Annotated in this window: 26 protein-coding genes; 13 read left to right on the plus strand and 13 right to left on the minus strand. The window is 72.3% G+C overall.

From position 1 onward, the window contains the following. Window positions 1-93: 93 nt before the first annotated feature. The 3 genes from P2H44_RS11770 to rpmB all read right to left on the minus strand — a co-directional run bounded on the left by P2H44_RS11770 (window position 94) and on the right by rpmB (window position 1757). Window positions 94-573 carry a copper chaperone PCu(A)C gene (locus tag P2H44_RS11770; protein ID WP_275763743.1) on the minus strand — a complete coding sequence of 160 codons (480 nt, stop codon included), beginning with the start codon at window positions 571-573 and terminating at the stop codon, window positions 94-96. A 41-nt stretch (window positions 574-614) separates the two neighbouring features. Beyond that, window positions 615-992, minus strand: a complete 378-nt coding sequence (locus P2H44_RS11775) for a hypothetical protein (protein WP_275763744.1) — start codon at window positions 990-992, stop codon at window positions 615-617. Between the two features lie 477 nt (window positions 993-1469). Beyond that, window positions 1470-1757 carry a 50S ribosomal protein L28 gene (gene rpmB / locus P2H44_RS11780; protein WP_275763745.1) on the minus strand — a complete coding sequence of 96 codons (288 nt, stop codon included), beginning with the start codon at window positions 1755-1757 and terminating at the stop codon, window positions 1470-1472. A 360-nt stretch (window positions 1758-2117) separates the two neighbouring features. On the opposite strand from rpmB, the gene P2H44_RS11785 reads away from it, so the two are divergent. Then, window positions 2118-3728 carry a M10 family metallopeptidase gene (locus tag P2H44_RS11785; RefSeq protein ID WP_275763746.1) on the plus strand — a complete coding sequence of 537 codons (1611 nt, stop codon included), beginning with the start codon at window positions 2118-2120 and terminating at the stop codon, window positions 3726-3728. A 123-nt stretch (window positions 3729-3851) separates the two neighbouring features. Here P2H44_RS11785 and meaB read toward each other — a convergent pair whose 3' ends face one another. After that, entirely contained in the window at window positions 3852-4874 is a 1023-nt protein-coding gene (gene meaB / locus P2H44_RS11790; RefSeq protein WP_275764573.1) for a methylmalonyl Co-A mutase-associated GTPase MeaB, read from the minus strand. 289 nt (window positions 4875-5163) lie between these two features. On the opposite strand from meaB, the gene P2H44_RS11795 reads away from it, so the two are divergent. Continuing rightward, window positions 5164-6042, plus strand: a complete 879-nt coding sequence (locus tag P2H44_RS11795) for a DUF3108 domain-containing protein (protein ID WP_275763747.1) — start codon at window positions 5164-5166, stop codon at window positions 6040-6042. 357 nt (window positions 6043-6399) lie between these two features. Further along, entirely contained in the window at window positions 6400-8994 is a 2595-nt protein-coding gene (gene hrpB, locus P2H44_RS11800; RefSeq protein ID WP_275763748.1) for an ATP-dependent helicase HrpB, read from the plus strand. Window positions 8995-9004: 10 nt separating this feature from the next. On the opposite strand, the gene P2H44_RS11805 is transcribed toward hrpB, so the two are convergent. From P2H44_RS11805 to fabA, 4 genes are all read right to left on the minus strand, one after another. Next, window positions 9005-9832 carry a DMT family transporter gene (locus P2H44_RS11805; RefSeq protein WP_275763750.1) on the minus strand — a complete coding sequence of 276 codons (828 nt, stop codon included), beginning with the start codon at window positions 9830-9832 and terminating at the stop codon, window positions 9005-9007. 275 nt (window positions 9833-10107) lie between these two features. After that, the gene (locus tag P2H44_RS11810; RefSeq protein ID WP_275763752.1) at window positions 10108-10950 is read right to left on the minus strand and encodes an enoyl-ACP reductase FabI; all 843 of its coding nucleotides are present in this window, start codon (window positions 10948-10950) and stop codon (window positions 10108-10110) included. A gap of 16 nt (window positions 10951-10966) precedes the next feature. Then, complete coding sequence (fabB, locus tag P2H44_RS11815) at window positions 10967-12190, minus strand: beta-ketoacyl-ACP synthase I (protein WP_275763754.1); 1224 nt, start codon at window positions 12188-12190, stop codon at window positions 10967-10969. A gap of 106 nt (window positions 12191-12296) precedes the next feature. Continuing rightward, window positions 12297-12809 (minus strand): bifunctional 3-hydroxydecanoyl-ACP dehydratase/trans-2-decenoyl-ACP isomerase, encoded by a 513-nt coding sequence (gene fabA / locus P2H44_RS11820; RefSeq protein WP_275763755.1) that lies wholly within the window; start codon window positions 12807-12809, stop codon window positions 12297-12299. Between the two features lie 157 nt (window positions 12810-12966). On the opposite strand from fabA, the gene irrA reads away from it, so the two are divergent. From irrA to P2H44_RS11835, 3 genes are all read left to right on the plus strand, one after another. Beyond that, window positions 12967-13404 (plus strand): iron response transcriptional regulator IrrA, encoded by a 438-nt coding sequence (irrA, locus tag P2H44_RS11825; RefSeq protein WP_275763756.1) that lies wholly within the window; start codon window positions 12967-12969, stop codon window positions 13402-13404. A 442-nt stretch (window positions 13405-13846) separates the two neighbouring features. Continuing rightward, a complete protein-coding gene (locus P2H44_RS11830; RefSeq protein WP_275763757.1) occupies window positions 13847-15079 on the plus strand; it encodes a hypothetical protein in 1233 nt (410 codons plus the stop codon). Between the two features lie 11 nt (window positions 15080-15090). Then, window positions 15091-15285 carry a hypothetical protein gene (locus P2H44_RS11835; RefSeq protein ID WP_275763759.1) on the plus strand — a complete coding sequence of 65 codons (195 nt, stop codon included), beginning with the start codon at window positions 15091-15093 and terminating at the stop codon, window positions 15283-15285. A 431-nt stretch (window positions 15286-15716) separates the two neighbouring features. Here P2H44_RS11835 and P2H44_RS11840 read toward each other — a convergent pair whose 3' ends face one another. Next, on the minus strand, window positions 15717-16337 hold the full coding sequence (locus tag P2H44_RS11840) for an SH3 domain-containing protein (protein ID WP_275763761.1): 621 nt from the start codon (window positions 16335-16337) through the stop codon (window positions 15717-15719). Between the two features lie 239 nt (window positions 16338-16576). On the opposite strand from P2H44_RS11840, the gene P2H44_RS11845 reads away from it, so the two are divergent. Both P2H44_RS11845 and P2H44_RS11850 read left to right on the plus strand, forming a co-directional pair. Next, on the plus strand, window positions 16577-17593 hold the full coding sequence (locus P2H44_RS11845; protein ID WP_275763762.1) for a 2-hydroxyacid dehydrogenase: 1017 nt from the start codon (window positions 16577-16579) through the stop codon (window positions 17591-17593). Window positions 17594-17930: 337 nt separating this feature from the next. Continuing rightward, on the plus strand, window positions 17931-18200 hold the full coding sequence (locus P2H44_RS11850; RefSeq protein WP_275763763.1) for a hypothetical protein: 270 nt from the start codon (window positions 17931-17933) through the stop codon (window positions 18198-18200). Window positions 18201-18231: 31 nt separating this feature from the next. Here P2H44_RS11850 and P2H44_RS11855 read toward each other — a convergent pair whose 3' ends face one another. After that, window positions 18232-18990 (minus strand): HesA/MoeB/ThiF family protein, encoded by a 759-nt coding sequence (locus P2H44_RS11855; RefSeq protein WP_275763764.1) that lies wholly within the window; start codon window positions 18988-18990, stop codon window positions 18232-18234. A gap of 481 nt (window positions 18991-19471) precedes the next feature. On the opposite strand from P2H44_RS11855, the gene P2H44_RS11860 reads away from it, so the two are divergent. From P2H44_RS11860 to P2H44_RS11870, 3 genes are all read left to right on the plus strand, one after another. Beyond that, window positions 19472-20152: an ABC transporter ATP-binding protein gene (locus P2H44_RS11860; RefSeq protein ID WP_275763765.1), complete on the plus strand. Its 681-nt coding sequence runs from the start codon at window positions 19472-19474 to the stop codon at window positions 20150-20152. Window positions 20153-20230: 78 nt separating this feature from the next. Beyond that, window positions 20231-20797 carry an NnrU family protein gene (locus P2H44_RS11865; RefSeq protein ID WP_275763766.1) on the plus strand — a complete coding sequence of 189 codons (567 nt, stop codon included), beginning with the start codon at window positions 20231-20233 and terminating at the stop codon, window positions 20795-20797. Between the two features lie 7 nt (window positions 20798-20804). Next, window positions 20805-21299 (plus strand): YdcF family protein, encoded by a 495-nt coding sequence (locus tag P2H44_RS11870; RefSeq protein ID WP_275763767.1) that lies wholly within the window; start codon window positions 20805-20807, stop codon window positions 21297-21299. Window positions 21300-21309: 10 nt separating this feature from the next. Here the strand turns inward: P2H44_RS11870 and P2H44_RS11875 are convergent, their stop codons facing one another. From P2H44_RS11875 to P2H44_RS11885, 3 genes are all read right to left on the minus strand, one after another. Further along, window positions 21310-21801 (minus strand): GNAT family N-acetyltransferase, encoded by a 492-nt coding sequence (locus tag P2H44_RS11875; RefSeq protein WP_275763768.1) that lies wholly within the window; start codon window positions 21799-21801, stop codon window positions 21310-21312. Window positions 21802-21995: 194 nt separating this feature from the next. After that, window positions 21996-22949, minus strand: coding sequence for a cyclase family protein (locus P2H44_RS11880; RefSeq protein ID WP_275763769.1), 954 nt, complete (start codon window positions 22947-22949; stop codon window positions 21996-21998). Between the two features lie 229 nt (window positions 22950-23178). Further along, window positions 23179-24138: a cyclase family protein gene (locus P2H44_RS11885; protein WP_275763770.1), complete on the minus strand. Its 960-nt coding sequence runs from the start codon at window positions 24136-24138 to the stop codon at window positions 23179-23181. A gap of 281 nt (window positions 24139-24419) precedes the next feature. Between P2H44_RS11885 and P2H44_RS11890 the strand changes: the two genes are divergently transcribed. Both P2H44_RS11890 and P2H44_RS11895 read left to right on the plus strand, forming a co-directional pair. Beyond that, window positions 24420-25460 carry a MaoC family dehydratase gene (locus P2H44_RS11890; RefSeq protein ID WP_275763771.1) on the plus strand — a complete coding sequence of 347 codons (1041 nt, stop codon included), beginning with the start codon at window positions 24420-24422 and terminating at the stop codon, window positions 25458-25460. A gap of 214 nt (window positions 25461-25674) precedes the next feature. Beyond that, window positions 25675-26442 carry a hypothetical protein gene (locus tag P2H44_RS11895; RefSeq protein WP_275763772.1) on the plus strand — a complete coding sequence of 256 codons (768 nt, stop codon included), beginning with the start codon at window positions 25675-25677 and terminating at the stop codon, window positions 26440-26442. Window positions 26443-26467: the final 25 nt, after the last annotated feature.

Genomic DNA, 26467 nt, shown 5'->3' on the forward strand with positions numbered 1-26467 from the left:
TCCCCGACCGGAAAGCCGGGCGCCCGGCGGGGCGCCGACGCCCCGGGGGCCGGGGCGTCGCGGAGACGGGCCGGGATTGCGCCCGGCGCGGCCTCAGTTGGTGGGCTTCATCGTCCCGTGGTTCATCTTGCCGTGGTCCATGGCGGGCATGTCCTGGCGCTCGTTGTCCACGGGGATCTCGACGTCGAGCGTGTCGCCGTCGTCGAAGACCAGCGTCACCGCGATCACGTCGCCCTGCTTCAGGGGCTCATGCACGCCCATCATCATCACGTGGTCGCCGCCGCGCTGCAGGCGATGCTCGCCATGGGCGGGGATCTCCATCGCCTCGACCTGGCGCATCTTGGCGATGCCGTCCTGCATGACGTGGGTGTGCAGCTCGACCTTGCTCGCGACGTCGGAGCGGGCGTCGACCAGCTTCACCGGCGCGTCGCCGTGGTTGACCAGCACCAGGAAGGCGCCGGCGACCTTGGGGTTGGCCGAACGGGCGTAGGCGTCGGCGACGCTCACGTCGGCGGCGAGCGCGGGGAAGGCGAAGAGGGCGGCGAGGGCCGCGGCGGAAAGGGTGCGGGTCATGTCCGACTCCTGGGTCCGGGATCTGGAAGGGATCTGGGGCGTCAGGAGGCGGAGGGCGGGTCCCGGGCGCAGGCCGAGGGGCCGGCCAGGCCGTCGCCCGCGGGGGCGTCGGCGAGGGGCTCGACCGCGGAGGAGTCGAGGCTGCGGCCCGGCGCCTGGGCGGCGGGCTCGGGCAGGGCGATTGGGGCGAGGCAGCAGTCGAGGCAGCCGAGATGCGAGGTCCCGTGGGGGTCCGCAGGCTCGCTCGCCGGATCGAGGGGGGCGCCGTCGGGGCCCAGCGTGATCGTGCCGCCGGAGCACAGGTGCAGCTCCATCCCCGGCGCGGCCGCGCCGGGCGCGGCGAAGGGCGCCGCGCGCAGGGCCACGCCCTGCAGCGCCAGCACGAGGGCCAGAAGGCCGATGAGCGCGCCCCGGAACATGGCGGCTGTCTAGCCGGTTCGGGGCCGCGAGGTAAGGGCCGCGGCGCCGCATGGGGCGGCCGGGCGCCGCGCCCCGCGCCCGCCCGTGGGCGGCCGCGCGCCCGCGGCGCAGGGCCGGCGACGGCGCGGGTGGCGGGGGGCCGCCCAGGGCGCGGGCCGTGCGAGGCGGCCGGGAATCGGGGGGGAGGGGCAGGCCTCGCGGAGGCGGGCGCGCCGGGCCGCCGGGGCGTGCGTCGGGGGACGCCTGCGTCGGGCGAGGGGCCGCGCGAGTCGCGACGGAGGCGGGCGAACGGATGCGCAGGTTGCGCCGGAGACGGGCGAGCCGACCTCCCCGCGTCCCCGCGGCGCCTCTCCCGCGGGTCAGTCGCCGTCCGTCCCGCGCTCTTGGCGCCGCGGAGCGGACATGCGAAAGCCCGGCCCCGGATCGTCCGGGGCCGGGCTTTCGGCGTCGACCGGCGCGCGGGCCGGGCGGACGGCTCAGGCGGCGGCCTGGGCCTTCTCGATGTCGCGCTTGACCTTCAGGGCCTTCGGCGACAGCTCGCCGTCCTTCGCCTTGGCGAGGAACGCGTCGAGACCGCCGCGGTGGTCCACCGTGCGCATGGCCGAGGCCGAGATCCGGAACCGGAACGACCGGCCGAGCGTCTCGCTCTGCAGGGTCACCTGGTTCAGGTTCGGCAGGAAGCGCCGGTTGGTCTTGATGTTGGAGTGGCTCACGTTGTGGCCGGTCAGCACGCCCTTGCCGGACAGCTCGCAGCGACGGGACATCGTTTTCCGTCCTTGTTTCAAGTGCACGCAGGGGCGCGCGGACCTGTCCCGCGCCGCGCCCGAATTCGAGGCGCGTTCCATATCGAGTCGCGGGCGGGGCGTCAACCGGCGCCGGCGGGATCGGCCCCGCGCGGAGGCGCTCCGCGGCGCCCGGCGAGCGCTCCGGCCGGGGCCTTGTCGCGCGCCTCCCGGCGCGCATGCGCCGTGACGGCGGCGACACGGCGACGTGAAACCGTTCATGAACCTTTGCGTGTCTCTTGTTCCGCAAGGGCTTTCCGGCGAAGCCGGTCCCAGACCCGTTCGGTTCGCGGCGCCGGCCGCGCTTCCTTGATTTCACTCCTGGCGCCCGGACCCCGCGCGATGCCGAAGCTCGGACGATTCCACAGCAATCCGCTCGATTCGATCGACTGGGGCACCCGCGTGCGCACCAACGACGTCGCGGTCTATTTCGCCGAGCGCGGCGAGACCTTCGCCCGAACCACGTCCGAGGGCTGGTCGGCCTACGAGAAATCCCGCGCCATGGCGGCGCTGGAGATCTATTCCGAGGTCGCGGACCTGCGCTTCCACGAGGTCTCGCGCCCCGGCAAGGCCGACTTCAAGCTCGTGCTGGACGACTTCGGCTCCCGCAACAACCTGGGCTGGTTCCTGCCGCCCAAGGAGACCCGCGCCGGCGTCGGCGCCTTCAACTCCAACGGCGCCGGCTGGAACCCCGAGGCGGGCGAGCGCAGCGGGCTCGAGACCGGGGGCCTGGGCTTCGAGACGCTGGTGCACGAGTTCGGCCACGGCCTCGGCCTCGCCCACCCCCACGACCGGGGCGGCCGCTCGGAGCTGATGAAGGGCGTGCGCAAGCCCTTCGACGACTACGGCCGGCTGGGGCTCAACAAGTCCGTCTTCACGGTGATGAGCTACAACCAGGGCGGCCCCGACGGCGACGGCGGCGTGGGCATCCGCAACGCCTGGGGCAAGATGGCGGGGCCCGGCGCGCTCGACATCGCGGTGCTGCAGGCGAAATACGGGGCGAACGAGACGACGGCCGCGGGCGACGACGTCTACCGGCTGCCGCACTGGCAGCAGCGCGGCACCTATTTCCAGACGATCTGGGACACCGGCGGGGTGGACGAGCTGCGCCAGAACGGCGGGCTGGGCGCGACGCTCGACCTGCGCGCGGCGACGCTGAAGGGCGACGCGGCGGGGGGCTTCGTCTCCTCCGCCCGCTTCTCGCCCGGCGGCAGGACCATCGCCGAGGGCGTGGTGATCGAGAACGCGACCGGCGGCGCCGGAAACGACGTGATCGTGGGCAACGCGGCCGACAACGTGCTGCGCGGGCGCGGCGGGCGCGACGCCATCGACGGCGACGCCGGGCGCGACGCGCTGGGCGGCGGCGGCGGCGCCGACACGCTCTACGGCGGGCGCGGCGCGGATGCGCTGACCGGCGGCGCGGGCGCGGATTCGGTGCAGGCCGGCGAGGGCCGCGACCGGGTGAAGGGCGGCGGGGGGAGCGACGATCTGTCGGGCGACGGCGGCGACGACGCGATCCGCGGCGGCGGCGGCGCGGACCTGGTCCTGGGCGGCGAGGGCGACGATTCGCTTTCGGGCGGCGCCGGGGCCGACGAGATCCTGGGCGACGCCGGCCGCGATTCGCTCGACGGCGGCGCCGGGGCGGACGCGCTCCACGGCGGCGGCGGGGCCGACGTCATCGGCGGCGGCGCGGGCGCGGACCGGATGTGGGGCGACGCGGGCGCCGACCGCTTCGTCTTCGATCGCGCGCCCCAGGGCGACCGGATCATGGACTTCGAGGTCGGGGTCGACGTCGTCGACCTCTCCGGGGCCGGCTATGCGCCCGAGGACCTGACCCTCGTCGACCGGGGCGAGGGCCGCCTGCGGGTGCGCTTCGACGACGGCGGCCTGCTCGACCTGCGCCACGACGGCGGCCCGGACGCGCCGACGCTCGACGACTTCCTCTTCGCCTGACCGGGCCGCCACGGGCGGGCGTGCGGCGCGGGCGCTCCCGCGGCCGCCTGCGGGAGCGCCCGCCTCTCTGGAATCAGGCTATCCGGCGCGGCGGCCTCCCGCCCGGGGTCGAGCCCCTTGCGCTCAGTCCTCCTCGCCCAGCCCGAAGGCCGCCAGCGCCCGGGCGGCGGCGAGCTGGGGGGGCGTGGCGCCGTCGGCCACCGTCGCCTCCAGCCGCGGCCACAGCTCGGCCACGGCGGGGTGGCGGCGGAAGCGGCGCAGCAGCGCCTCCTCGACCTCGGCGCGGAACCACGACACCGCCTGCTCGCGGCGCCGCTCCTCCAGCACGCCGGTCTCGCGCCGCCATTCGGCGAGCGCCGAGATCTCCTCCCACGCCGCCTCCAGCCCCGCGCCGCTGACCGCCGAGACGGCGGTCGCCTTGGGGAAGCCGTTCGGATCGTGGGGCCGCCCGCGCAGCAGCCGCAGGGCCGAGGCGTAGTCGGCCCGCGTGCGCTCGGCCGTGGCCTTCAGGTCGCCGTCGGCCTTGTTCACCAGGATCATGTCGCAGATCTCCATGATCCCGCGCTTGACCCCCTGCAGCTCGTCGCCCCCCGCCGGCGCCATCAGCAGCAGGAAGATGTCGGTCATCTCGGCGACCATCGTCTCGGACTGGCCGACGCCCACGGTCTCGACCATCACCAGGTCGAAGCCCGCCGCCTCGCACAGCAGGATCGCCTCGCGCGTGCGCCGCGCCACGCCCCCCAGCGCCGCGCCCGAGGGCGAGGGGCGGATGAAGGCGTTGGGGTGGCGGGAGAGCTGCTCCATCCGGGTCTTGTCGCCCAGGATCGAGCCGCCGGTGCGCGCCGAGGACGGGTCCACCGCCAGTACCGCGAGCTTGTGGCCCTCCTCCGCCAGCTTCAGGCCGAAGGCCTCGATGAAGGTCGACTTGCCGACGCCCGGCGTGCCCGAGAGGCCGAGGCGCAGGGTCTTGCGGGGCAGGGCGTGCAGGCGGCGCACCAGGGCCGCGGCGGCGCGGCGGTGGTCGGCGCGGGTCGATTCGATCAGCGTCACGCCGCGCGCCAGCGCCCGGCGGTCGCCGGCGGCCAGCTTCTCGGCCAGCGCCTCGGCGGTCGCCTCGGCCTTCGGGTCCGGCTTCGCCTCCTCCAGCGGGTCGGAGGGCAGGTCGGCGGGGTCGGCGGAGGGGGCGGTCAGGCTCACGCGGCGGGGGCTCCTCGCGTCATTGTGACGAAATCGGCGCCGGCGCGCCTAGCTTCCGCCCGTGTCTAGCGCATGGATGGGGAGCGTCGGAAGCCCTGCCGCCCGAGTCCCATCGCCGAGCCGGGCCCCCGATCGCCGACGTCGCCAGCCAGCCGCCCCGCCCCGGGCGCGTGCAAGCCGGGCGATCGCAAGGGGCCGGAACAGGCCCGGCAAAACGGGATGACGAGGAGACCAGACCATGACGCGCGAACCTGCGCCCCCCGAGACGCCCCCCGAAGCCGCCGAGGCCGCGGCCGTCGCGACCGGGACGCGGCCCCGCCGGCCGGCCCGCCGCCTGCCGATCCGCTCCCGCGCCGGCGGGACCGCGGTGGTGGCGCTGTGCCTGTCGGTGCTGGCGGGCCTGGGGATGCCGCTGGCCGAGCGCTACGACCACGGCTCCGCCGTCGCCGCCACCGTCGCCGACGCCGGACGGTTCGAGGTCTGGTTCGGCGGGCTGCCCATCGGCTCGCTCGACTTCGCGCTGTCGGTGGGCGACGCGCGCTACTCGGCCACCGCCGAGGCGCGCCCGTCGCGCACAATCGACACCCTCTTCGGCGCGCGGCTGCAGGCGGAAGGCGAGGGCCTGTCCGACGAGCGTCTGCCGCGCCCCACCCGCTTCGAGTTCGCCACCCGCTTCGGCGGCGACGCCCAGCGCGTGACCGTGGCCTATTCGCCGCCGGGCCGCCCCCAGGCGGTGCAGGCGATCCCCGAGTGGAAGCCCCGCGACTGGGAGATCGACCCGACCGCGCAGGAGGGCGTGACCGATCCGATCGGCGCCGCCGCCCTGTTCCTGACCCCCACCCCGCCCGAGACCCTGTGCAACGGCGCGGTCGAGGTCTTCGACGGTCGCCGCCGCTCGCGCATCGAGCTGGACGAGCCGAGCCCGAAGGCCGACGGCTGGCGCTGCGAGGGCCGCTGGATGCGCGTCGCCGGCTTCCGCCCCCGCGATCTCGACAAGGAGCCGGTGCCGGTGGCCGTCGACTTCGCCGCCTCCCCCGACGGGCTGGCGCGGGTGATGCGCCTCGAGGCGCGCACCGGCTACGGCCTGGCGGTGGCGACGCGGGTGGTCGCCAACTGACGACCCGTCCCGCTCCCCGCAACGGGCGCCCGCGCCGCGCGGTCGCCCGCTGCGGGCCGGCGGGTTCGCGGGCGCGGCCCGGCGAGGCGCCCGGTCTCCGGCGTCTCCCGGCCTGCGCGCGCGACGGGGCTGCGAGCGGCGGGCCGGGGCCGGCGCGGTCTCCCTCGGATCCGCCGCGGAAGCGCCAGGCCGAGCGGCCGCCGCGCCGCTCCTCCTCCGGTCTTCCCACTATCGCGCCGCCTCCCGTCGCCGCCGCGCCCCCGGCCGTCCGGGCGGCGCGTGACAGGGCGGCGCGCGGGGGGTAGGCAGGGCCGCTCTCCGCTCTCCGCCCTCCCCGCAGCCTGCCCCTCCTCGCCCATGACCGACCGCCCCTCCGCGCCCGACATCGCTCCCGGCGTGCCCTCCCAGGGCCTGCCGGCGGAGGCGGCGTTGCCGGCCCTGCGCGCGGCGCTGGCGCAGGCGGGGGAGACGGGGGCGCGGGCCGTCCTCCAGGCGCCGCCGGGCGCGGGCAAGACCACGCTGGTCCCCCTGGCGCTCGCGGCCGAGCCCTGGGCCGCCGCCGGCCGCATCGTCGTCCTCGAACCCCGCCGCGTCGCCGCCCGCGCCGCCGCCGAGCGCATGGCCGAGCTGCTGGGCGAGACCCCCGGCGGGCAGGTGGGCTACCGCATCCGCGGCGACTCGCGCCCCGGCGCCCGCATCGAGGTGGTGACCGAGGGCGTGCTGACCCGGATGCTGCAATCGGACCCCGAGCTGCCCGGCGTCGCCGCCGTCCTCTTCGACGAGATCCACGAGCGCGCCCTGACCGCCGACCTCGGCCTCGCCCTGACGCTGGAAGCGCAGGCCGCCTTGCGCCCCGACCTGCGCATCGTGGCCATGTCCGCGACGCTGGAGACGGAGCGGCTGTCGGCCCTTATGGACGCTCCCGTCATCTCCTCCGAGGGCCGCGCCCACCCGGTCGAGACCCGCTGGCTGGAAAAACCCTGGCGCGCCCCCGCCGGGCGCCGCGGCCCGCGGGTCGAGGACGCCATGGCCGACCTGATCGTCACGGCGATGGAGGCGGAGGGCGGCTCGGCGCTCGCCTTCCTGCCCGGCGTGGGGGAGATCGAGCGCACCGCCTCCCGCCTCTCCGGCCGCCTCCCCGCGGACGTGGACATCCGCAAGATCCACGGCTCGATGCCGCTTTCGGCGCAGCGGGCGGCGCTGGCGCCCTCGCCGAAAGGGCGGCGCAAGCTGGTGCTGGCCACCGCCATCGCCGAGACCTCGCTGACGGTGGAGGGCGTGCGGGTGGTGGTCGACGCCGGCCTCGCCCGCCGCGCCCGCTTCGACCCCGCCTCGGGCATGTCGCGGCTGGTCACCACTCCCGTCACCCGGGCCGAGGCCGAGCAGCGTCGTGGCCGCGCCGGCCGCCTGGAGCCGGGCGTGTGCTATCGCCTGTGGACCAAGGGCGAGGAGGGCGCGCTCGCCGCCCATCCGCCGCCGGAGATCTTGGAGGCGGACCTCGCGGCCCTGGCGCTGGAGCTCGCGGTCTGGGGCGCGGCGCCCGAGGACCTGCCTTTCCTCGATCCGCCCCCCGCCCCCGCGCTCGCCGAGGCGCGCGCCCTGCTGCAGGGGCTGGAGGCGCTGGACGACGCGGGCCTGCCCACCGCCCACGGCCGGCGCATGGCGGCGATGCCGGCGCATCCGCGGCTCGCGCACATGGTGCTGACGGCCGAGGACCTCGGGCTGGCCGCGGAGCTTGCGGCGGCGCTGGAGGAGCGGGACCCCCTGCCGATCTCGGCCCCCGCCGACCTCGCGCTGCGGATCGAGGCGCTGCGCGACCCCGGCCGCCTGTCGCGCGAGCGCGGGATCGAGGCCGACCGCGGCCGGGTGCAGGCGCTTCGGGAGGCGGCCGAGCGGCTGGCGCGCGCCGCCGCCCGCGCGCTGGGCGTCGCCGCGCCGAAGACCGGGCGCGGCGCGCCGCCGCCGGCCGGCGCGGTCGCGCGTCTGGCGGCCCGCGCCTATCCCGACCGGGTGGCGATGAAGCGGCCCGAGCGCAAGCCGGGCGACCTGCCGCGCTACCTGACGGCGGGGGGCAAGGGCGCGGCGCTGCCGGCCGACGCGGGTCTCGGCGCGCCGAGCTTCCTCGCCGTCGCCGACACCGACGGCGACCCGCGGGAGGCGCGCATCCGCCGCGCCGCGCCGCTCGCCCTCTCGGACCTCGAGGCGCTGTTCCCCGCCCGCCTGCGGGAGGTGGAGGTCTGCGAATGGTCCCCGCGCGACCGGGCCGTGCTGGCGCGCCGGCGGCGGATGCTGGGCGCGCTGGCGCTGGAGGACCGCCCCTGGCGCGAGGCCCCGCCCGAGGCCCGCGCCGCGGCGATGGCGCAGGGGGTGCGCGACCTCGGCCTCGGCGCCCTGCCGTGGAGCGACGCGGCCCGCCGCCTGCAGTCGCGCGTGGCCTTCGCCCGCGCCCATGGCGCCGACCTGCCGGACTTCTCCGACGCCGCGCTGCTGGAGACGCTGGACGACTGGCTGACGCCCCTGCTGGGCGGCATGCGCAAGGCCGAGGACCTGGGCGGGCTCGACCTCGTCTCGGCGCTGGAGGGGCGGCTGGACTGGCCCGCGCGGCAGGCGCTGGACGCCGCCGCCCCGGCGGCCTGGACCGCGCCCACCGGCGCCCGCTGCCCGATCGACTACGGGCGCGAGCCGCCGGCGGTCTCGGTCCGGGTGCAGGAGGTCTTCGGCCTCGACGTCCACCCCTGCATCGGCACGGCGGCGGGGCGCGCGCCGCTGCTGATGGATCTGCTGTCGCCCGCGCGCCGGCCGGCGGCCACCACGCAGGACCTGCCTGGCTTCTGGCGCGGAGCCTGGGCCGACGTGCGCCGGGACCTGCGGGGGCGCTACCTCAGGCACCCCTGGCCGGAACGCCCGTGGGAGGCGGAGGCGACGGCGCGCGCGAAGCCCCGGGGAACCTAGCCCGTCCGGCTCAGCGGCGCAGGGAGAGCAGGCCCGCCCCCACGATCAGCGCCATGCCCAGCGCGGCGACGCGGTCCGGCGTCTCGGCGAAGACCGCCAGCCCCCACAGCGCGGCGAATCCGACGTAGGTGAAGTCGAAGGCCCCGATCACCGCGGGCGGCGCGTTCTGATAGGCGAAGGCCGCGCCCAGGCTGCCGATCAGGATGGCGACGGCGAGCAGCGCCATCGCCCCCCATTCCCGCGCCCCCATCGCCGACCACGGCGCCAGCAGGAACCCCTGCCGCGCCGCCTCGGGCAGCAGCGCGATCCCCGCGGTCGCGACCAGGCCGACGAGCACGAAGCCGAGGTTCAGCGCCAGCGACAGCAGGATCGGATCCTCGCCGCGGCAGCGGGTGCGGGTCAGGATCATCGCCCCCGCGTAGAGCATCGCCGAGACCAGCGGCAGCAGCGCGTGCAGGTTGAAGTCGCCCGGCGCGGGGCGAAGGATCAGCGCCGCGCCCGCGAAGCCCAGCGCGACCGCGATCCAGCCGCGCGCCGAGATCCGGTCGCCGACGACGGCCGCGGCGAACAGGGTGATGAAGATCGGGGCCGTGTAGTAGGCCGCCGCCGCCGCCGACAGCGCCAGGTGCGGAAGGGCCGCGTAGTAGCTGACCCACATCCCCACCAGCATCAGGCTGCGCAGAGCCGTCCAGGCCGGCGCCGCCTGCGCACGCGGCCGTCCCCGGCCCCGCGCCAGCAGGATCGCCAGCAGCGCCGGCAGGGCGATCAGCGAGCGCAGGACGAAGATCTGCCAGATCGCGAACCCGTCGCTGGTCAGCTTGATCAGCGCGTCCCCCAAGCGACAGCGCCGCCGCGGTCAGCACGATGACGCCGACGGCGAGCGGCACGCGGTCGGCGCCGGGAACGGCGGGGCGGGGGCGGGTCATCCGGGCGGGCTCCTTCGGCGGGCTCCGGAGCCTTGCCCGGCGCCCGGGCCGGGGCAAGGCCGCGCCCGGGCGCCGTTGCGGCGCCTCGACCGGAGGAGGGGCGCCGTGGCGACGCCCGGACCGGAGGGCCGGAACGAAAACGGCCGCCCCGGGGGGCGGCCGCGACGATCCGGAAGGCGGCTGCGCCTCAGCTCTCGACCTTCGGCAGGTTCTCGAGGTGGGGCATGCCGATGGCGTGGTAGCCGCCGTCGACGAAGATCACCTCGCCGGTGGTCGAGGCGCCGTAGTCCGAGCAGAGCCACATGGCGGTGCCGCCGATATGCTCCAGCGTGGCGTTGGCCCGCATCGGCGAGTTGTCGGCGACGGTCTTGTAGACCCGCCGCGCGCCGCCCACGGCCGAACCCGCCAGCGTGCGCATCGGCCCCGGCGACAGGGCGTTCACGCGGATGCCCTCGGGGCCCAGGTCGTTGGCGAGGTAGCGCACCGACGCCTCGAGCGCGGCCTTGGCGACGCCCATGACGTTGTAGTTCGGCATGATCCGCTGCGCGCCCAGGTAGGACATGGTCACGATGGAGCCGCCGTTCGACATCAGCGGCAGGATCCGCCGGCTCATGTCCACGAGGCTGTAGCAGGAGATGTCCAGCGACTTCAGGAAGTTCGCCCGCGTGGTGTCGGCGAAGCGGCCCTGCAGCTCGTTCTTGTCCGAGAAGGCGATGGCGTGGATCAGGAAATCCACCCGGCCCCAGGACTTGTCCAGCGCCTCGCACACGCTCTCGAGGCTCGCCTCGTCCTGCACGTCGGCGGGCAGCAGAAGCTCGGCGCCCACGCTGTCGGCCAGCGGCTTCACCCGGCGGCCGAAGTTCTCGCCCTGGTAGGTGAAGGCCAGCTCCGCGCCGTGTTCGTGCAGGGTCTTGGCCACGCCCCAGGCGATGGAGTGGTCGTTGGCGACCCCCATCACCAGGCCGCGCTTGCCCGCCATGAGGTTGCTGAGCGAGCCGCGCGGGCCCACCGTGGTCTCGGATGCAGGCATCGCTCTTCCCCCGTCCTCAGCCGTGATACCGGCTGAGGGCGAGCGTCGCGTTGGTGCCCCCGAAGCCGAAGGAGTTCGACAGGATCGTGTCGAGCCCCGCATTGTCCACGCGCTCCATCGCGATCTCGGCCGGGTCCAGCTCGGGGTCGAGCTGGGTGATGTTGGCCGAGGCGGCGATGAAGTCGTTCTGCAGCATCAGGAGGGAGTAGATCGCCTCCTGCACGCCGGTCGCGCCCAGCGAGTGGCCGGTCAGCGACTTGGTGGACGAGGTGACCGGCATGTCGTCGCCGAAGACCCGGCGCATGGCCTTGATCTCCACCACGTCGCCCGCCGGCGTCGAGGTGCCGTGCGCGTTCACGTACTGCACCTTGCGGTCGCCAAGGGTCTCGAGCGCGAGGCGCATCGAGCGCTCCCCGCCCTCGCCCGAGGGGGCGACCATGTCGTAGCCGTCGGAGGTCGCGCCGTAGCCGGTGACCTCGGCGTAGATCTTCGCGCCGCGGGCCTTGGCGTGCTCGAGTTCCTCGAGCACGACCACCCCGGCGCCGCCGGCGATCACGAAGCCGTCGCGGGTGGCGTCGAAGGGACGGGAGGCGGTGGCCGGCGCGTCGTTGTACTTCGAGCTCATCGCGCCCATGGCGTCGAACAGGCACGACAGGGTCCAGTCCAGCTCCTCGCCGCCGCCGGCGAAGACCACGTCCTGCTTGCCCCACTGGATCTGCTCGGTCCCCGACCCGATGCAATGCGCGGACGTCGAGCAGGCCGAGGTGATCGAGTAGTTGATCCCCTTGATCCCGAACGGGGTCGCGAGGCAGGCGGAGTTCGTCGAGCTCATCCCGCGGGTGACCATGAACGGCCCCATCCGCTTGGGCGAGCCCTTCTCGATGACGATCTTGTGGGCCTGGAACAGGTTCTTGGTGGACGGCCCGCCGGACCCCATCACCAGCCCGGTGCGCGGGTTGGAGACGTCCGAGGGCTCGAGCCCGCTGTCCGCGATCGCCTGCTGCATGGCCACGAAGTTGTAGGCCGCGCCGTCGCCCATGAAGCGCAGGTTGCGCTTGTCCACGGCCTCGGTCAGGTCGATCTGCGGGGCCCCGTGCACCTGGCTGCGGAAGCCGTGCTCGGCGTAGTCGTCGGCCTTGACGATGCCGGACTTGCCCTCGCGCAGGCTGGCCAGCACCTCCTGGGCGGAGTTGCCGATGGAGGAGACGATCCCCAGTCCGGTGATCACGACGCGGCGCATATTCAGCGGCCTCCCTGTGCCTCGATCCTCGCGCGCGGCGCGGCCTGGCGGGATCCTCCCGCGGCCGCGCGCCGAAGGCCCGGGCGGGCCCCGGCGGCGTTCGGACTCAGCTGTCCTGAAACAGTCCCACGCGCATGTCGCTCACCGCGTAGGTGGGGTTTCCGTCGGCGAGAACCACCCCGTCGGCGATGCCCATCTTCAGACGGCGGTCGATCACGCGCTTCATGTTCACTTCGTAGCGCAGGCGCTTGGTCTCGGGCGTGACCATGTGGGTCAGCTTCACCTCGCCCACGCCCAGGGCGCGGCCGCGGCCCAGCATCCCGCGCCAGCCCAGGTAGAAGCCGGTCAGCTGCCACAGGGCGTCGAGCCCCAGGCAGCCCGGCATCACCGGGTCGCCCAGGAAGTGGCACTGGAAGAACCACAGGTCCGGGGTGACGTCGAACTCGGCGATCACCTGGCCCTTGCCATGCTCTCCGCCATCCTCGGTGATCGAGGTGATGCGGGAGATCATGAGCATCGGCGGGGCCGGAAGCTGGGCGTTGCCGGGGCCGAAAAGTTCGCCCCGGGCGCAGGCCATCAGGCCGTCGTGGTCATAGCTGTTCGCGCGTTCGCTGCTCATGCCCTGGTCGTGCGCCCCCTGCGCATCCCTCTCGCCATCATCGCGCTCCCCTAGCACCGGCGCGGAGCACGAAGCAAGCGCCGGGGCGGCCTGCGGCGGCGCCCGCGTCCATGACTCTCTTGAAATCCGACGCTTTCGGGCTGTATTCAACGCGGTCATGGACAGTCTATCGACCGCAAGCGGACCCGAGGCGCGCACCCGCGCCGCGAGCTGGCTGGCGAAGGCCGGGCTTCGCCCGACCCGCCAGCGGCGGACGCTTGCGCTGCTTCTGAAGGGCGACGGCCGGGACCGCCACGTCACCGCCGAGAGCCTGCACGAAGCCGCGCGCTCCGCCGGCGACCCCGTCAGCCTGGCCACGGTCTACAACACCCTGCGCAGCTTCACCGAGGCCGGCCTGATGGCCGAGATCACGGTCGACGGCGCGCGCAGCTACTACGACACCCGGATCGAGGATCACCCCCATTTCTACTGGGAGGCCGACGGCCGCCTGACCGACGCGCCCCGGGACTCGGTGCGCATCGAGCAGCTGCCCGACGCCCCCGAGGGGACCGAGATCTCCAAGGTCGACGTGGTGATCCGCCTCCGCGCTCGTTGAGGGCTGGCCTGTGAGCCGAGGATCGGAGAGCGCCCCGCGGGGCGCTTTTTCATTGGGCATGGCGGGAAAGGGTATTGGTCCGCTTCGAGCCCTTGCCGGACATGCCCTCGTCAGGCAGTGTCAGGCGAAAGGGGCGGGAAGCGGAGGTTCGCTGCAGACGCAAGGTAGGCCGCCGTAGCCCGCGAAAGCAGACCGTCTGGCACACTGCGGCGGACGACCTACAGCCTTCTACAGGAGTGCGGACAAGGACCTTCGCTGCTCTAGCAAATGCAGTGCCTCCACAGGGGTTAGCAGTCTTTCAACGTCCGCCGAAACCATGTAGGAGGCCTGGCCGCGTCAATTTCTATAGATATCTGGGCTTGACTTCGACATATTGTCGCCATCGGCTCGGGCGGTCCATTATGTGGGGGGGTGGTGCCGAATGACCTCGGAAGTATGCTTGATGAACAGCCTGTCGGTGGTTCTGGCTGCCGATAGTGCGACGACCGTTGAATACTATGGCCAAAACGGTGCCGAAAGGCGCTACTTCAAGGGCGCGAACAAGATTTTCCAGCTTTCTGAGGCCCATTCAATTGGCCTGATGATCTACAATTCGGCTAGCCTATTGAGTGTCCCTTGGGAAGTCACGATCAAACAGTTTAGGAAGGAACTGGCAGATAAGTCCTTCAATTCCGTTGAGGGCTTCGCTGACGAATTTATCGAGTGGGTCAACGCTTCCCAAAGACTGTTTCCCGACGACATCCGGCGTTCTGGCTTTGCACAACAGGTTGGCAGCTCCATAATTCGAATTATTATCAGTTTCAATGAACAACGCCAAGAAGATGATGCTCTTGATTTTGCACCGTGGGTTGATGTCTACATAGAAAACGAGAGAACGTCCGTCCAAGATTCAGAGCTTAGCGATGAAGAGATTGAAGAACTTACGATCACTTCAAAAAATGATTTTGTAAGTGAGTTCGACAAGTGGGTTGGATTCGCGAAAACTGATAACATAGATGAAGCGACCCGCGATAAAGTCATTGAGGAGGCCGCAAAACAGGCACTCAATACGTTGGCCCGCGAAAACAATTATACTGGCTTGATATTTGCGGGATTTGGAGATCACTCTGTATTTCCCGAGTTGGTATCGTATTCGCGATGCAAGCTTTGGGGCACCAAATTTATTGCGTCTGGGAAAAAGGTCGAGAAAGTTACTCATGATATCCCTGCAGTTCTGTCTGCTTTTGCACAAAGCTCCATGACGGATACGTTCGAGATCGGTCTTAGTTTTGATGTTTTTGCCAAGATGCAGGAAACATTCGCTGCGGAGCTGAAGGTAATTTCTAACAACATAAATGAATTGGCTGGCGGCACAGTTCCAGATGCGAAGATCAATGAGCTAATCGGTGAACGACTCGCGAGCTCGAAGGATAAGATCTTCGATTATGCTAGAGCTGAGCACTCGTTTCCGCTGCGTCGTGTTCTGGGAGTCCTGCCCGTGGACGAGATGGCGGAGCTTGCGGAGACCTTGATAAATCTGCAATCCTTGAAAGAAAAGGTAACCAAGCCTTCGGAAACAGTGGGTGGCCCTGTTGATGTCGCGGCCATCACGCGAAGCGAAGGTTTGGTTTGGATAAAGCGCAAGCACTTCTTTGACCCGAGCTTGAACAGCCGGTTCTTTGAGCGTAGGCGGTAAGGGAGGAGCAGATGACTGATCAGACATTGCAGGCGCGTCGCGAGAAGCAACTCACGCGCGAGGAGCTAGATAGCTTGCTTGAAGAACTTGGTGTGTCAACCGACACGGCCAAGAATGAATATCGAAGCCGCGTAGAGAGCTTCAACAAGCTAACTTTGTGGCAAGATCAGCGGAATACACAGATAGCGCAACTGATCGCAACATAGTGAAATTCCACACTCGCGGCGAGCAGTAGCAGTGCATAGAGCGATCGCAACATCAAGATATTCAGCCTGATGTGTGCCACGGGCCAGCTATGCTCAAGAGGGCCGATCGACCGAAGGTCTGGAATGTCCGCTTAGCCGACGTTCTCCAGGCCCGTCGTGCTGCGCGACGAACGAACGACGGCTTCGGTGACACTGCAGGGCAGCCTTCGTCTGAAGGCAAAGGTCTCCAATGGGCCGGTCGCGTCAGCAGACTTTCCTCGTCCGAATGTCAGGAAAGTCCGCATAGCGGACCAACGCGGCTCGCGGGCATGCCCTCTTCATTGGCCGACGGGCCGCGAACCTGCGGTCGAGCCTCGGCGGGTTCGCACCGGCGGAGCCCGTCGGCCCAAACGACCCACACGTCGGCCCAAACGACCCACACGCCGCGCCGCTCAGTCGAAGATCTCTTCCGGGCCCACGCCCCAGAGGTCCGCCTTGGCGGCCCAGCCGTCGACGCCGTCCTTCTCGACCTCGCACCAGTCGCGCTCGCAGGCCTCGATCTCGAAGACCACGCCGCGCTCGGCGCGGGCGGAGACGGCGGCGGCGGGGGAGGGTTCGAGGCGCAGGTCGGTGGTCTCGGCGACCACCAGCGCGGTGCGGTTGCCGCGGATCATCGAGTAGTGCACCCAGCCCGAGGCGCCCTCGGGGTCGCGCACGCGCCGCCAGTGGCCGTATTCGCCGATCACCTCCAGCGGCATCCCCTGGCGCACGAACACCCAGTCGACCCGGTGTGTCATGCCGGGGCCGCGGCGGACGTTGGCCTTGGTGGCCTTCAGGGACACGAAGCGGGGCATCGGCAGGCCGGTGATCGGCCCCAGGCCCTCGGCGCCGACGCGGACCGAGGCGGTCTCGGCCCCGCTCTCCGGCGCGCTCCGGGCGGAGGGCTCGGCGCCCTCGTCCGCGGCCGCCGCCGCGCCGGCCGGGGCCGCGAGCATCGCCAGCGCGCAGGCCAGAACGCAGCCGAGCGCGCCCGCGCGCGCCGCCGCGGCGCGCGCGCCGGCCGTTTCCGTCATCCGCGCGCCTCGGCGCGCCGGCGTCTTCATCGTCATCGGAAGCCTGCTCCGCCCCCGTGCCTCATGCGCCGCGGACCCCTTCGGCCGGCGGCGGTGCGCGAAACGCTTGCGACAGATCGTTGCGCCATCGCCGCGCCTTCCGCATTTTCTTTTCGCGCCCGCGTCTCGGCGCCCGTGGACCCGAGGGGACCTTTTCGCTAAGGCTACCGCATCCTCGCGGCCAGGAGAAGCCTTCGCCCATGTCCACAGACGCCCGTCCCTCCCCCTTTCCCGGCGGCCGCCCGAAGGTGGTCGTGACCCGCAAGCTTCCCGACGTCGTCGAGGCGAGGATGGGCGAGCTGTTCGACGTGGAGCTGAACCTCGACGACGCGCCGCTCTCGCGCGAGGCGCTGGTCGCCGCGGTGCAGCGCGCCGACGTCCTGGTGCCCACGCTGGGCGACAAGATCGACGCGGGCCTGCTGGGCCAGGCCGGCCCCAACCTGCGCCTGATCGCCAACTACGGCGCCGGCGTCGACCATATCGACGTCGAGACGGCCCGCCGGCGCGGGGTGCAGGTCTCCAACACCCCCGGCGTGCTGTCGGACGACACCGCCGACATGACCATGGCCATGCTGCTGGCGGTGCCGCGCCGCCTGCAGGAGGGCGCCAAGCTGATGGAGGCCGAGGAGGTCTGGACCGGCTGGTCCCCCACCTGGATGCTGGGCAAGCGCATCACCGGCAAGCGGCTGGGCATCCTCGGGATGGGGCGCATCGGCCAGGCGGTGGCGCGGCGCGCCTCGGCCTTCGGCCTCGAGGTGCACTACAACAACCGCCGCCGCCTGCATCAGCAGACCGAGGCCGAGCTGAACGCCCGCTGGTGGGAGAGCCTCGACCAGATGCTGGCGCGGGTCGACTTCCTGTCGATCCACTGCCCCCACACGCCCGGCACCTACCACCTGCTGAACGCCCGCCGGCTGAAGCTGATGAAGCCGGACGCGGTGATCGTGAACACCTCCCGCGGGGAGGTGATCGACGAGAACGCGCTGGCCCGGATGCTCCAGGCGGGCGAGCTGGGCGGCGCCGCGCTCGACGTGTTCGAGCGCGAGCCGGCGGTGAACCCCAAGCTCCGCGGCCTGCCCAACGTGCTGCTGCTGCCCCACATGGGCTCGGCCACCGAGGAGGGGCGCATCGAGATGGGCGAGAAGGTGATCATCAACATCAAGACCTTCGCCGACGGCCACCGGCCGCCGGACCTGGTGGTCCCGGCGATGCTCTGACCCGCCGGCGGCCCCGCGCCGCCGCCCAGCGTCCGCAACCACGGCCCGTCCCGGAGACCCCGGGGCGGGCCGTCGGCGTTCAGGCCTGGGGCGAGCGGGCGGGCGGGGGCGCCCGTTCCGCGGGCAGGGCGACGTCTTCGCCTTTCTGAACATGAACTGAACGACTCGGGCGAGAAACAGTCCCTGCCTTCGATCTTGACTGTCCAAGATTTTGGCAAATACTGAACGAATGCGGAATCCGACGTTCGATTCGCGCCCGCACGGGGCGCGGCGGACCTCGGCCGAACAGGGGGGACGACGGATGGCGTCGTCGCTGTCGCAGTTGACGGGAGGCGGCGTGAGCGCCGCGCCGGGCGGCGCGGGCGACGGGATTCCCTTCCTCGACGGCGCCATGACCTACGTCTACACCGGCGAGGTCGGCCTGATCTTCTCGGGCGTCGTGGTGGTGTTCTTCGTCTACGTGATCCTGAACGGCCGCAGCACCGGCGGCGCCCGCCGCCCGCGCCGCCGCAGCCCGCCGATCAGCCGGGGCGACGGGCGCGACGTGGCCGCCCTGCGCCGCGCGCGCATGACCGCCCGCGATCCCGACTACGACGAGTGGAGCTGAGGCCCGGCGCGGCCCCTCCTCCCGGATCCGCTCAGTCCTCCACCCCGCATACAGGGCAGCCGGCGCGCTTCTTCACGCGGATGGTGCGCGCCTCGGCGTCGAGCGCGTCCCACAGCAGCAGGCGGCCGTCCAGCGGCTCGCCCGCCCCCACGATCAGCTTCACCGCCTCGGAGGCCATCAGCGAGCCGATCATGCCCGCCAGCGCCCCCAGCACGCCGGCCTCGGCGCAGGCGGGGACCTGGTCGGGGGACGGCGCCTCGGGGAACAGGCAGGCGTAGCAGGGCCCGCCCAGCCAGGGGCGGAACACCGACACCTGCCCCTCCCACCGCCCGATGGCGCCCGAGACCAGCGGGATGCGCAGGGCGGCGCAGGTCTCGTTGACAAGGCGGCGCGTCTCGAACCCGTCGCAGCCGTCGAGCACCAGGTCTTGGCCGGCCAGGATCTCCTGCGCGTTGGCGGCGTCGAGGCGGACGTCGCGGGCCGTCACCTTCACCGAGGGGTTCAGGGCGCCCAGCGTCTCGACCGCGCTCTCGACCTTGGGGCGGCCCACGTCGCGGTCGCGGTGCAGGACCTGGCGCTGGAGGTTCGACAGCGACACGCGGTCGTCGTCGATCACGGTGATCTCTCCCACCCCCGCCGCCGCGAGGTAGAGCAGCGCGGGCGAGCCCAGCCCGCCGGCGCCCACCACCGCGACCCGCGCGGCGATCAGGGCCTGCTGGCCGGGGCCGCCGATCTCGTGCAGCACGATGTGGCGGGCGTAGCGCTCGAGCTCGTCGTCGGCGAGGGGCATGGACGATCCTCCGGTGGGCGGGGGCCAGAGGTAGAGGCCCGCCGCCCCGATGCCAAGCGGCGCCTTCGCCGGGCGCGCTTCCGCCGGTCGCGCCGTGGCCGGGCGCAGGCCGCGGCCCCCGCGGTCCCGCGCGCCCGAGGGCGCGCGCGGAGGCCCGGGGCCTCCGCCGCCGCCCGAAGCCGGGCGGCGGGGACCGCTTCGCGCCCTCCCTCCCGCCGGGCGCCGGGGGCGGGCCGGGGGCGCGCGGGACGGAGGGAGCGGCAGGGCGGGAGCGGCGGCGACGCCGCGCGCGGCGGGGCTTCGGCGCGGGTTTCGCAACGGCAGGGTCGGGGGGGCGGAGCCGGGGCGCACGCCCGCACCCGGCCGACGCGCCCACGGGGCCGTGATGGCGCGGCGCCGCAGCCCCGCCCGGCGCCCGTTGCGCAGGCTTGCGCGGCTCCGCTAGGGTCCGCACGCAGCTCCTCCCGCCCGAAGGCCCCCCATGCTGGACGTCGAGGCCATCGAGACCTTCTACGGCCCCTCCCAGGCCCTGTTCGGCGTCGACCTCTCGGTCGCGGCCGGCGAGGCCGTGGCCCTGATGGGGCGCAATGGGATGGGCAAGACCACCACCATCCGCTCGATCTGCCGCCTGACGCCGCCCAGGCGGGGCCGCGTGCGCCTGGACGGGCAAGACCTGGCGGGCCTGCCGGCGCATCGCGCCGCGCGCCTCGGCCTCGGCCTCGCGCCCGAGGGGCGGCGCTGCTTCCCCAACCTCTCGGTCGAGGAGAACCTGACCGCCACCGCCCGCCCCGGCCCCTGGGACCGGGCGCGGGTCGAGGGCCTGTTCCCCCGCCTTGCCGAGCGCCGCCGCCAGTCGGCGCGCACCCTCTCGGGCGGGGAGCAGCAGATGCTCGCCATCGGGCGGGCGCTGATGACCAACCCCCGCCTGCTGATCCTCGATGAGGCGACCGAGGGCCTGGCCCCGGTGATCCGCCAGGAGATCTGGGCCGCCGTCCATGCGCTGAAGCGCGCCGGCCAGGCGCTGCTGGTGGTGGACAAGAGCCTGAAGGAGCTGCTGCCCGTCGCCGACCGCTGCGTGATCCTCGAGAAGGGCCGCAGCGTCTGGACGGGCGCCCCCGCCCAGCTGACGCCCGAGCTTCGGGACCGCTGGCTGGGCGTCTGACCGCATCCGACCGCGGGCGGAGCCGCCGCCCCCGGACCCCAGCCAAGCCAACCGCGGCGCAGCCGCAGGGAGCCCGCCATGACGCTTCTGATCCTCGGCCTGATCCTGTGGTGGGTCGTGCACACCTTTCCGCTCGTGGCCAAGCCCACGCGCGACGCGATGGTCGCGAAGCTGGGGGAGGGGCCCTACAAGGGCGTCTATTCCCTGCTGATCCTCGGCTCGATCGTGCTGATGGTGATCGGCTACCGCGGCGCGGAGTTCGTGAACGTCTGGTTCCCGCCGGCCTGGGGCATGCATCTGACCGACCTGCTGATGCTGGTCTCGGTGTTCCTGCTGGGCGCCTCGCACTCCAAGGGCAACGTGAAGCGGCATGTGCGCCACCCGATGCTGCTGTCGGTGATCGTGTGGTCGCTGGCGCACCTGGTGGTGAACGGGGATCTCGCCTCGGTGGTGCTGTTCGGCAGCCTCGGGCTCTGGGCGATCGTGGCGATCTTCGCGACCAACGCCCGCGACGGGGCCTGGGTGAAGCCCGCGCCGGCGCCGCGGAAGAAGGACCTGATCCTGGTGGGCATCACCGTCGTGGTCTACGTGGTCATCGGCCTGATCCACGGCCTCGTCGGCCCCTCGCCCTTCCCCGGCGGCTGACCTCGCGATGACCGAGGCGCTGGTCGTCCTCGGCGCGGCCCTGCGCCCCGACGGCCGGCCCAGCCCCGCGCTGACGCGGCGGATCGAGACCGCCGCCCGCCTCTTCGCCGCCGGCCGCGCCCCCTGGGCGCTGGTCAGCGGCGGGCCGGCGCGCGGCGGCGTCTCGGAGGCCGAGGCGATGCGCCGGGCGCTGGTCGAGCGGGGCGTGCCCGAGGCCGCGATCCTGGTCGAGGACCGGGCCCGCGACACGCTGGAGAACGCCCGGTTCGCAATCCCGATCCTGCGCGCGGCCGGGGTGCGGCGGGCGGTGCTGGTCACCGACCGGGTGCACATGCCCCGCGCGCTGGCGGTGTTCCGCTTGCTGGGGATGCCCGCGGCCGGCGCCCCCTGCGCCGCCCCGACCGGCCGACGCGGCGCCGTCTACCGCGTCCACGAGGCCGCCGCCCTGCCGCTGCACGCCGCCCGCGCCGCCGCGATCCGGCTGCGCCGCGGGCGGCATTGAGCGGCGTCGCTCAGTCCGCGGGCGTGTCGAGGCGGAACTTGCGGAACGCCACGCCCTCATGCTCGACCACGCCCAGCGGCCGGGCGCCGAGCCGCGCCAGCGCCCCGAGCCTCAGCCGCGACAGCGGCAGCAGGAAGGTCACGTAGGGGATCCGCGGATCGGCCCGCGCGAGGGCGAGAGCGGCGGCCGCGATCCGCAGGCCCTGGCCGAAGGCTTCCGCCGTCAGCACCAGGCCGAAGTCCCACTCGTCCCCTTCCTTCTGGAACCCGCCCCAGCCGACATAGGCCCCGCCCTGGAAGATCGCCCAGTGGCCCAGCCCGTCGCGGGCCCAGCACGCCTCCTTCGCCGCCACCAGCGCCGCGATCCCGGCGAGGTCCCAGGCCGGCGGGGCGAGCGGCAGGTGCGCCGCGACCCGCGGGTCGGACATCTGGGCGAGCAGCGTCTCGGGCGGAACCTCGGTCAGGCGCCGGAAGGCGATGTCCGGGGGCGGGGCGGGCGGCATGGGCGACCTCGGCGAAGAATGCAGCGCGGCGCGTCTTCTATCCCGCCGCGGGCCCCGGCGCGCGTCACGTTCGAGGGAGCGGGCGGGGGAGCGGCCGGGGAGCACGGCCGGGGAGAGATCCCCGAACGGAAACGGACGGCCGCGCGGGCCGTCCGTCGAGCTTGTCCCGGGCGCCTAAGGCGCCGGGCGGGCGATCAGTAGAGCGCCACCGGGTTGATGATCATCTGCACCGCGCCGCGGACGCGGGCCTGGCCGAGCACGAACATGAACTCATTGACCCCGTCGTCCAGCACCGGACCCACGTTCATGGTCTCGAGGATGTAGATCCCGTTGTCCTTCAGCAGGACGGCGTGGGCGTAGAACAGCTTCCCGCCCTCGGGCGCGGGCACCACGTCGAGGCCCCAGGTGTCGGCGCCCACGGCCATCACGTTCCGCTCGGCCAGGAACTCGGCCACGTCGGGCAGGATGCCCGGCTCGACCGAGCCCCACTCCTGCGGGGCGCTCTCCAGCTTCGCCTCGGTCCAGCCGGTGTGGATCATGACGATGTCGCCTTCGCGGATCTCGACCCCCTGCTGCTCGACCGCCTCCTGGAAGTCGGCGAGCGAGATGGCGTGACCGCCCTCGAGGAACTCGACCCCGCCATGCGCGGCCATGTCGACGATCACGGCGCGCCCGACCAGCGGCGGCACGTTGTGGGTGCCCATCTTGGTCAGGCCGGTGATCGGGGCGAAGTCGGCCCAGTCGTTGCAGTTGTAGAAGGTGCCGCCGACCCCGAAGTGCCCCAGCCCGTCGAGCTGGCTGCCCACGCCGAACCACAGCTGCGCCAGGTCGTCGTTGGCCACCGCCGGATAGCCCAGGTCGATGGCCTTGCCGCCGGTGTGGTTGGGCTGCACGACCTGCAGGCTGACGCCGCGGGGCGGATAGGCGGGGGTGTTGGCGTCGATCACGATCCCCAGCGGCCGGGTCTTGCCCTGCTTGATCAGCTCGGCGGCGAGCTTCACCCGCTCCTCGGTGACCAGGTTGGCCGAGCCGATCTCGTCCTCGGCCCCCCACTGCGACGGCTCGCAGTCCTGGGCCAGCGCGGGCGCGGCCAGGCCCGCGAGGGCGAGCGAAACGACGGCGCCGGCGGCGCGAAATGATCTGAACATGACATCCTCCCGTGTCGGGGCCGCGTCGGGGCGGCTCCCAATTTCTTTCGAGGACTCGAACATACGCACGGGTATGGAGTCGATCAACGACAGGATTCCAGCGTGAATTGAATGAATCCCCCGTTGGTCCGGACGATTGATGAACAGATCAAAAAGAAACGGGCGGCCGGAGCCGCCCGTTCGCAAGTCGTTCAGGCGCGCGCCGTGCGAAGACGGCGCGACGGTCCGATCAGTAGAGCGCGACCGGGTTGATGATCATCTGCACCGTGCCGCGGATCCGGGCCTGGCCAAGGACGAACATGAACTCGTTCACGCCGGCATCGACCAGCGGCTTGGTCTCGATCGTCTCGAGGATGTAGATGCCGTTCTCCTGCAGCAGGACCACATGGCCGTAGAAGGCGCCCTCGCCCTCCTTCGGGGGGACCGGCTCGACGCCCCAGGTGTCGGCGCCCACGGCCATCACGTTCAGGCCCGCCAGGTAGCGGGAGCCCGAGACCGACAGGCCCGGCTCGCCCGAGACCCAGGCCTTGGGATCGCTCTCCAGCATCGCCGAGGTCCAGCCGGTGTAGAACAGGACGATGTCGCCCTCGCGGATCTCGACGCCCTGCGCGTCGGCGGCGGCCTTCACCTCTTCTTCGCCGAAGCTCTCGCCGGCGGCGAGATGGTCCTTGCCGAAGTGCTTGGTCATGTCGATCACGACGCCGCGGCCCACCAGCGGCGGGATGTCGTGCACGCCCAGCTTCGTCAGGCCGGTGATCGCCGAGATCTCCTTCTCATCCAGGCAGTTGTAGTAATAGCCGTGCTCGCCGAGGTGCCCCAGGCCGTCGATCTGGGAGCCGATGCCCACCCAGGTCTGGAGAATGTCGTCGTTGTAGTTGCCCGGATAGCCGAACTGGCTCAGCTTCTGGCCGCCCTGCTGGTTGGGCTGCACCACCTGCAGCGACAGCGAGCGCGGCGGGAAGGCCGGCGTGTCCGGGCCGATGGTGATGCCCAGCGGCACCGACACGCCCTGCTTGACCAGCTTCAGCGCCTCGAGCGTGCGCTCCGGCGTGACCAGGTTGGCCGAGCCGATGGTGTCGTCGTTCCCCCAGCGTTCGGAATGGACGCACTCGCCCGCCGCGGCGGTTCCCGCGAAGGCGAGCGAGGCCAGCGCGACGAGCGCACCTCGGGCGTGAGTTGTCAGCGACATTTCAATCCTCCCTGTGTCGGGGGCGTCTGTTGCGCGCCCCTCGTTCGTGAGGCGAACTTTGTCGGGGAGCCCCGCGCCGATCAAGAAAAGATTTCTGAACGTCAACTTGGAGCCGGCGTCAGGCAGGCGCCGGCGCCGCGGCCGGATCCGCCCCGGCGCGCCGCGGCCTCTGCGCGCACGCTTCCGGCCCGCTTGCACCCCCGTCGCGCAAGATTATTGTGCGCGGACTTCGGCGCCCCCCGCGGCGGCGCCCCTCCCCCCTCCTGCGACGGAGCCTGCGCATGACCGCCTCCAAGACCAACCCCGGATACTTCTTCGAGGACTTCTCGGTCGGGCAGGTGATCCGCCACGCCACGCCGCGCACGCTGACGGAGGGGGACCGCGCGCTCTACACCGCGCTCTATCCCACCCGCTTCGCGCTGCCCTCCTCGGACGCCTTCGCGCAGGCCTGCGGGCTGCCGCGCTCCCCGCTCGAGGACCTGATCGGGTTCCACGTGGCCTTCGGCAAGACCGTCCCCGACATCTCGCTCAACGCGGTGGCGAACCTGGGCTATGCCGAGTGCCGGTTCCTCAAGCCGCTGTATCCCGGCGACACGATCTCGACCGAGACCGAGATCATCGGCCTCAAGCAGAACTCCAACGGCAAGTCGGGCGTGGTCTACGTCCGCTCCGTCGCCTCGACCGCGGACGGGGAGAAGGCGCTGGAGTGGGTGCGCTGGGTGATGGTGCGCAAGAACGACCTCGACGCGCCGGCGCCCGAGGCGGTGGTCCCCGAGCTGAAGGCCGCCGTGCCGGCCTCGGAGCTCGCGATCCCCGCGGGGCTCGATTTCTCCGCCTACGACTTCGCGGCGGCGGGCGAGCCGCACCGCTTCGGCGACTACGAAGTCGGCGAGCGGATCGACCACGTGGACGGCGTGACCATCGAGGAAGCCGAGCACATGATGGCCACGCGCCTGTGGCAGAACACGGCCAAGGTGCATTTCAACGCCCAGTTCCGCGAGGACGGGCGCCGGCTGATCTACGGCGGCCACGTCATCAGCCTGGCGCGGGCGCTCAGCTTCAACGGCCTCGCCAACGCGCAGACGATCGTCGCGATCAACGGCGGCTCCCACGCCAACCCGTGCTTCGCGGGCGACACCGTCTACGCCTGGTCCGAGGTGCTGGAGAAGGCCGAGACGCAGGCCCCCGGCGTCGGCGCCCTGCGCCTGCGGCTGGCGGCGGTGAAGGACGATCCGACCCCCGCGCCGCTTCGGGGCGAGGACGGGAAATACGCCAAGAACGTGCTGCTCGACCTCGACGTCTGGGCCCTCTGCCCGATGTGATCGCGCTTTGCGCCGGGCCTCGGCCCGGCGCCCGGCCGCGATCCGTTCATCCCCGGTTTCGGCTGTGTTCATCCGCCGTTCGGGGCGCCACGCACCTGTTGCCCGCCCGCGACGCGACCTCTGCGCACGGTGGGCGCGCGGACCGGGGACAAGGCTGTCGCCGGGGGCGGCCGAAGGGTAGCCTTCGCTCCATCCGGTGGTTGGAGCCTTGGACTTGTCGATCGATTTCCGTGCGACCCTGCGCGCCGCGTTCTATTCGCTCGCGGCGGTCGCCGCGCCGCCCCTGCTGAGCCTCGCGACCGTGGCCCCGGCCCAGGCCGACGGCCCCTTCACGGTCCTGCCCGCGAACGCCACGCCTTTGGCTGAGCGCCGGGCGGACGGCTACGCGCTGACGAGCTGGCTGACCTTCTCGCAGCTCGACTCGGTTTGCGGGGGGGAATGCGCGGTCACCCTCTCGGCGGGCAAGTTCATCGAGTCGAACATGTCCGAGATCTTCATGTACGGCGACCCGGTGTTCCCCTGGGAATACAACTTCACCGACGACTACATCGTCACGCTGGCGGCCTCCCGCCGGGTGGCGACGCTGTTCGACGTGATCGACCTCGAGGTCGAGGCGGGCGTGGGCCAGCGCTTTGGGCTCGAGTCCACGGTCGAGGTCTGGGTCGCCGGCTACGCCCGCTGGACGGCCTTCCCCTGGAACGACCACGTGCGCACCTCGATCGCGATCAACACCGGCCTGAACTACGCCAGCGACGTGACCGCGCTGGAGCGCAAGCGCGGCGACACGCCCAACGGCAGCGAGCTGCTGCACTACCTCGCGCCCGAGATCACGGTGGCCCACCCGGACTGGAAACGCTCCGCGGTCGTGCTGCGCTTCCACCACCGCTCGGGCGGCGAGATGCTGTGGGGCGACAGCTGGCTGTTCAACGGCGTCTCGGGCGGGGCGCAGTACTTCACGCTCGGGCTGCGGCAGCGATTCTGATCCCGCGCGGGCCGTGGCGCGCGCC

This window comes from Albimonas marina (assembly GCF_029223255.1).
Classification (GTDB): domain Bacteria; phylum Pseudomonadota; class Alphaproteobacteria; order Rhodobacterales; family Rhodobacteraceae; genus Albimonas.

What these genes read in the sequence shown, in the direction of transcription:
- P2H44_RS11770 (WP_275763743.1), bottom strand. Translation starts at nt 573, where the DNA reads ATGACCCGCACCCTTTCCGCCGCGGCCCTCGCCGCCCTCTTCGCCTTC.
- P2H44_RS11775 (WP_275763744.1), bottom strand. Translation starts at nt 992, where the DNA reads ATGTTCCGGGGCGCGCTCATCGGCCTTCTGGCCCTCGTGCTGGCGCTG.
- rpmB (WP_275763745.1), bottom strand. Translation starts at nt 1,757, where the DNA reads ATGTCCCGTCGCTGCGAGCTGTCCGGCAAGGGCGTGCTGACCGGCCAC.
- P2H44_RS11785 (WP_275763746.1), top strand. Translation starts at nt 2,118, where the DNA reads ATGCCGAAGCTCGGACGATTCCACAGCAATCCGCTCGATTCGATCGAC.
- P2H44_RS11795 (WP_275763747.1), top strand. Translation starts at nt 5,164, where the DNA reads ATGACGCGCGAACCTGCGCCCCCCGAGACGCCCCCCGAAGCCGCCGAG.
- hrpB (WP_275763748.1), top strand. Translation starts at nt 6,400, where the DNA reads ATGACCGACCGCCCCTCCGCGCCCGACATCGCTCCCGGCGTGCCCTCC.
- P2H44_RS11810 (WP_275763752.1), bottom strand. Translation starts at nt 10,950, where the DNA reads ATGCCTGCATCCGAGACCACGGTGGGCCCGCGCGGCTCGCTCAGCAAC.
- fabB (WP_275763754.1), bottom strand. Translation starts at nt 12,190, where the DNA reads ATGCGCCGCGTCGTGATCACCGGACTGGGGATCGTCTCCTCCATCGGC.
- fabA (WP_275763755.1), bottom strand. Translation starts at nt 12,809, where the DNA reads ATGAGCAGCGAACGCGCGAACAGCTATGACCACGACGGCCTGATGGCC.
- irrA (WP_275763756.1), top strand. Translation starts at nt 12,967, where the DNA reads ATGGACAGTCTATCGACCGCAAGCGGACCCGAGGCGCGCACCCGCGCC.
- P2H44_RS11830 (WP_275763757.1), top strand. Translation starts at nt 13,847, where the DNA reads ATGAACAGCCTGTCGGTGGTTCTGGCTGCCGATAGTGCGACGACCGTT.
- P2H44_RS11835 (WP_275763759.1), top strand. Translation starts at nt 15,091, where the DNA reads ATGACTGATCAGACATTGCAGGCGCGTCGCGAGAAGCAACTCACGCGC.
- P2H44_RS11840 (WP_275763761.1), bottom strand. Translation starts at nt 16,337, where the DNA reads ATGACGGAAACGGCCGGCGCGCGCGCCGCGGCGGCGCGCGCGGGCGCG.
- P2H44_RS11845 (WP_275763762.1), top strand. Translation starts at nt 16,577, where the DNA reads ATGTCCACAGACGCCCGTCCCTCCCCCTTTCCCGGCGGCCGCCCGAAG.
- P2H44_RS11855 (WP_275763764.1), bottom strand. Translation starts at nt 18,990, where the DNA reads ATGCCCCTCGCCGACGACGAGCTCGAGCGCTACGCCCGCCACATCGTG.
- P2H44_RS11860 (WP_275763765.1), top strand. Translation starts at nt 19,472, where the DNA reads ATGCTGGACGTCGAGGCCATCGAGACCTTCTACGGCCCCTCCCAGGCC.
- P2H44_RS11865 (WP_275763766.1), top strand. Translation starts at nt 20,231, where the DNA reads ATGACGCTTCTGATCCTCGGCCTGATCCTGTGGTGGGTCGTGCACACC.
- P2H44_RS11870 (WP_275763767.1), top strand. Translation starts at nt 20,805, where the DNA reads ATGACCGAGGCGCTGGTCGTCCTCGGCGCGGCCCTGCGCCCCGACGGC.
- P2H44_RS11875 (WP_275763768.1), bottom strand. Translation starts at nt 21,801, where the DNA reads ATGCCGCCCGCCCCGCCCCCGGACATCGCCTTCCGGCGCCTGACCGAG.
- P2H44_RS11880 (WP_275763769.1), bottom strand. Translation starts at nt 22,949, where the DNA reads ATGTTCAGATCATTTCGCGCCGCCGGCGCCGTCGTTTCGCTCGCCCTC.
- P2H44_RS11885 (WP_275763770.1), bottom strand. Translation starts at nt 24,138, where the DNA reads ATGTCGCTGACAACTCACGCCCGAGGTGCGCTCGTCGCGCTGGCCTCG.
- P2H44_RS11890 (WP_275763771.1), top strand. Translation starts at nt 24,420, where the DNA reads ATGACCGCCTCCAAGACCAACCCCGGATACTTCTTCGAGGACTTCTCG.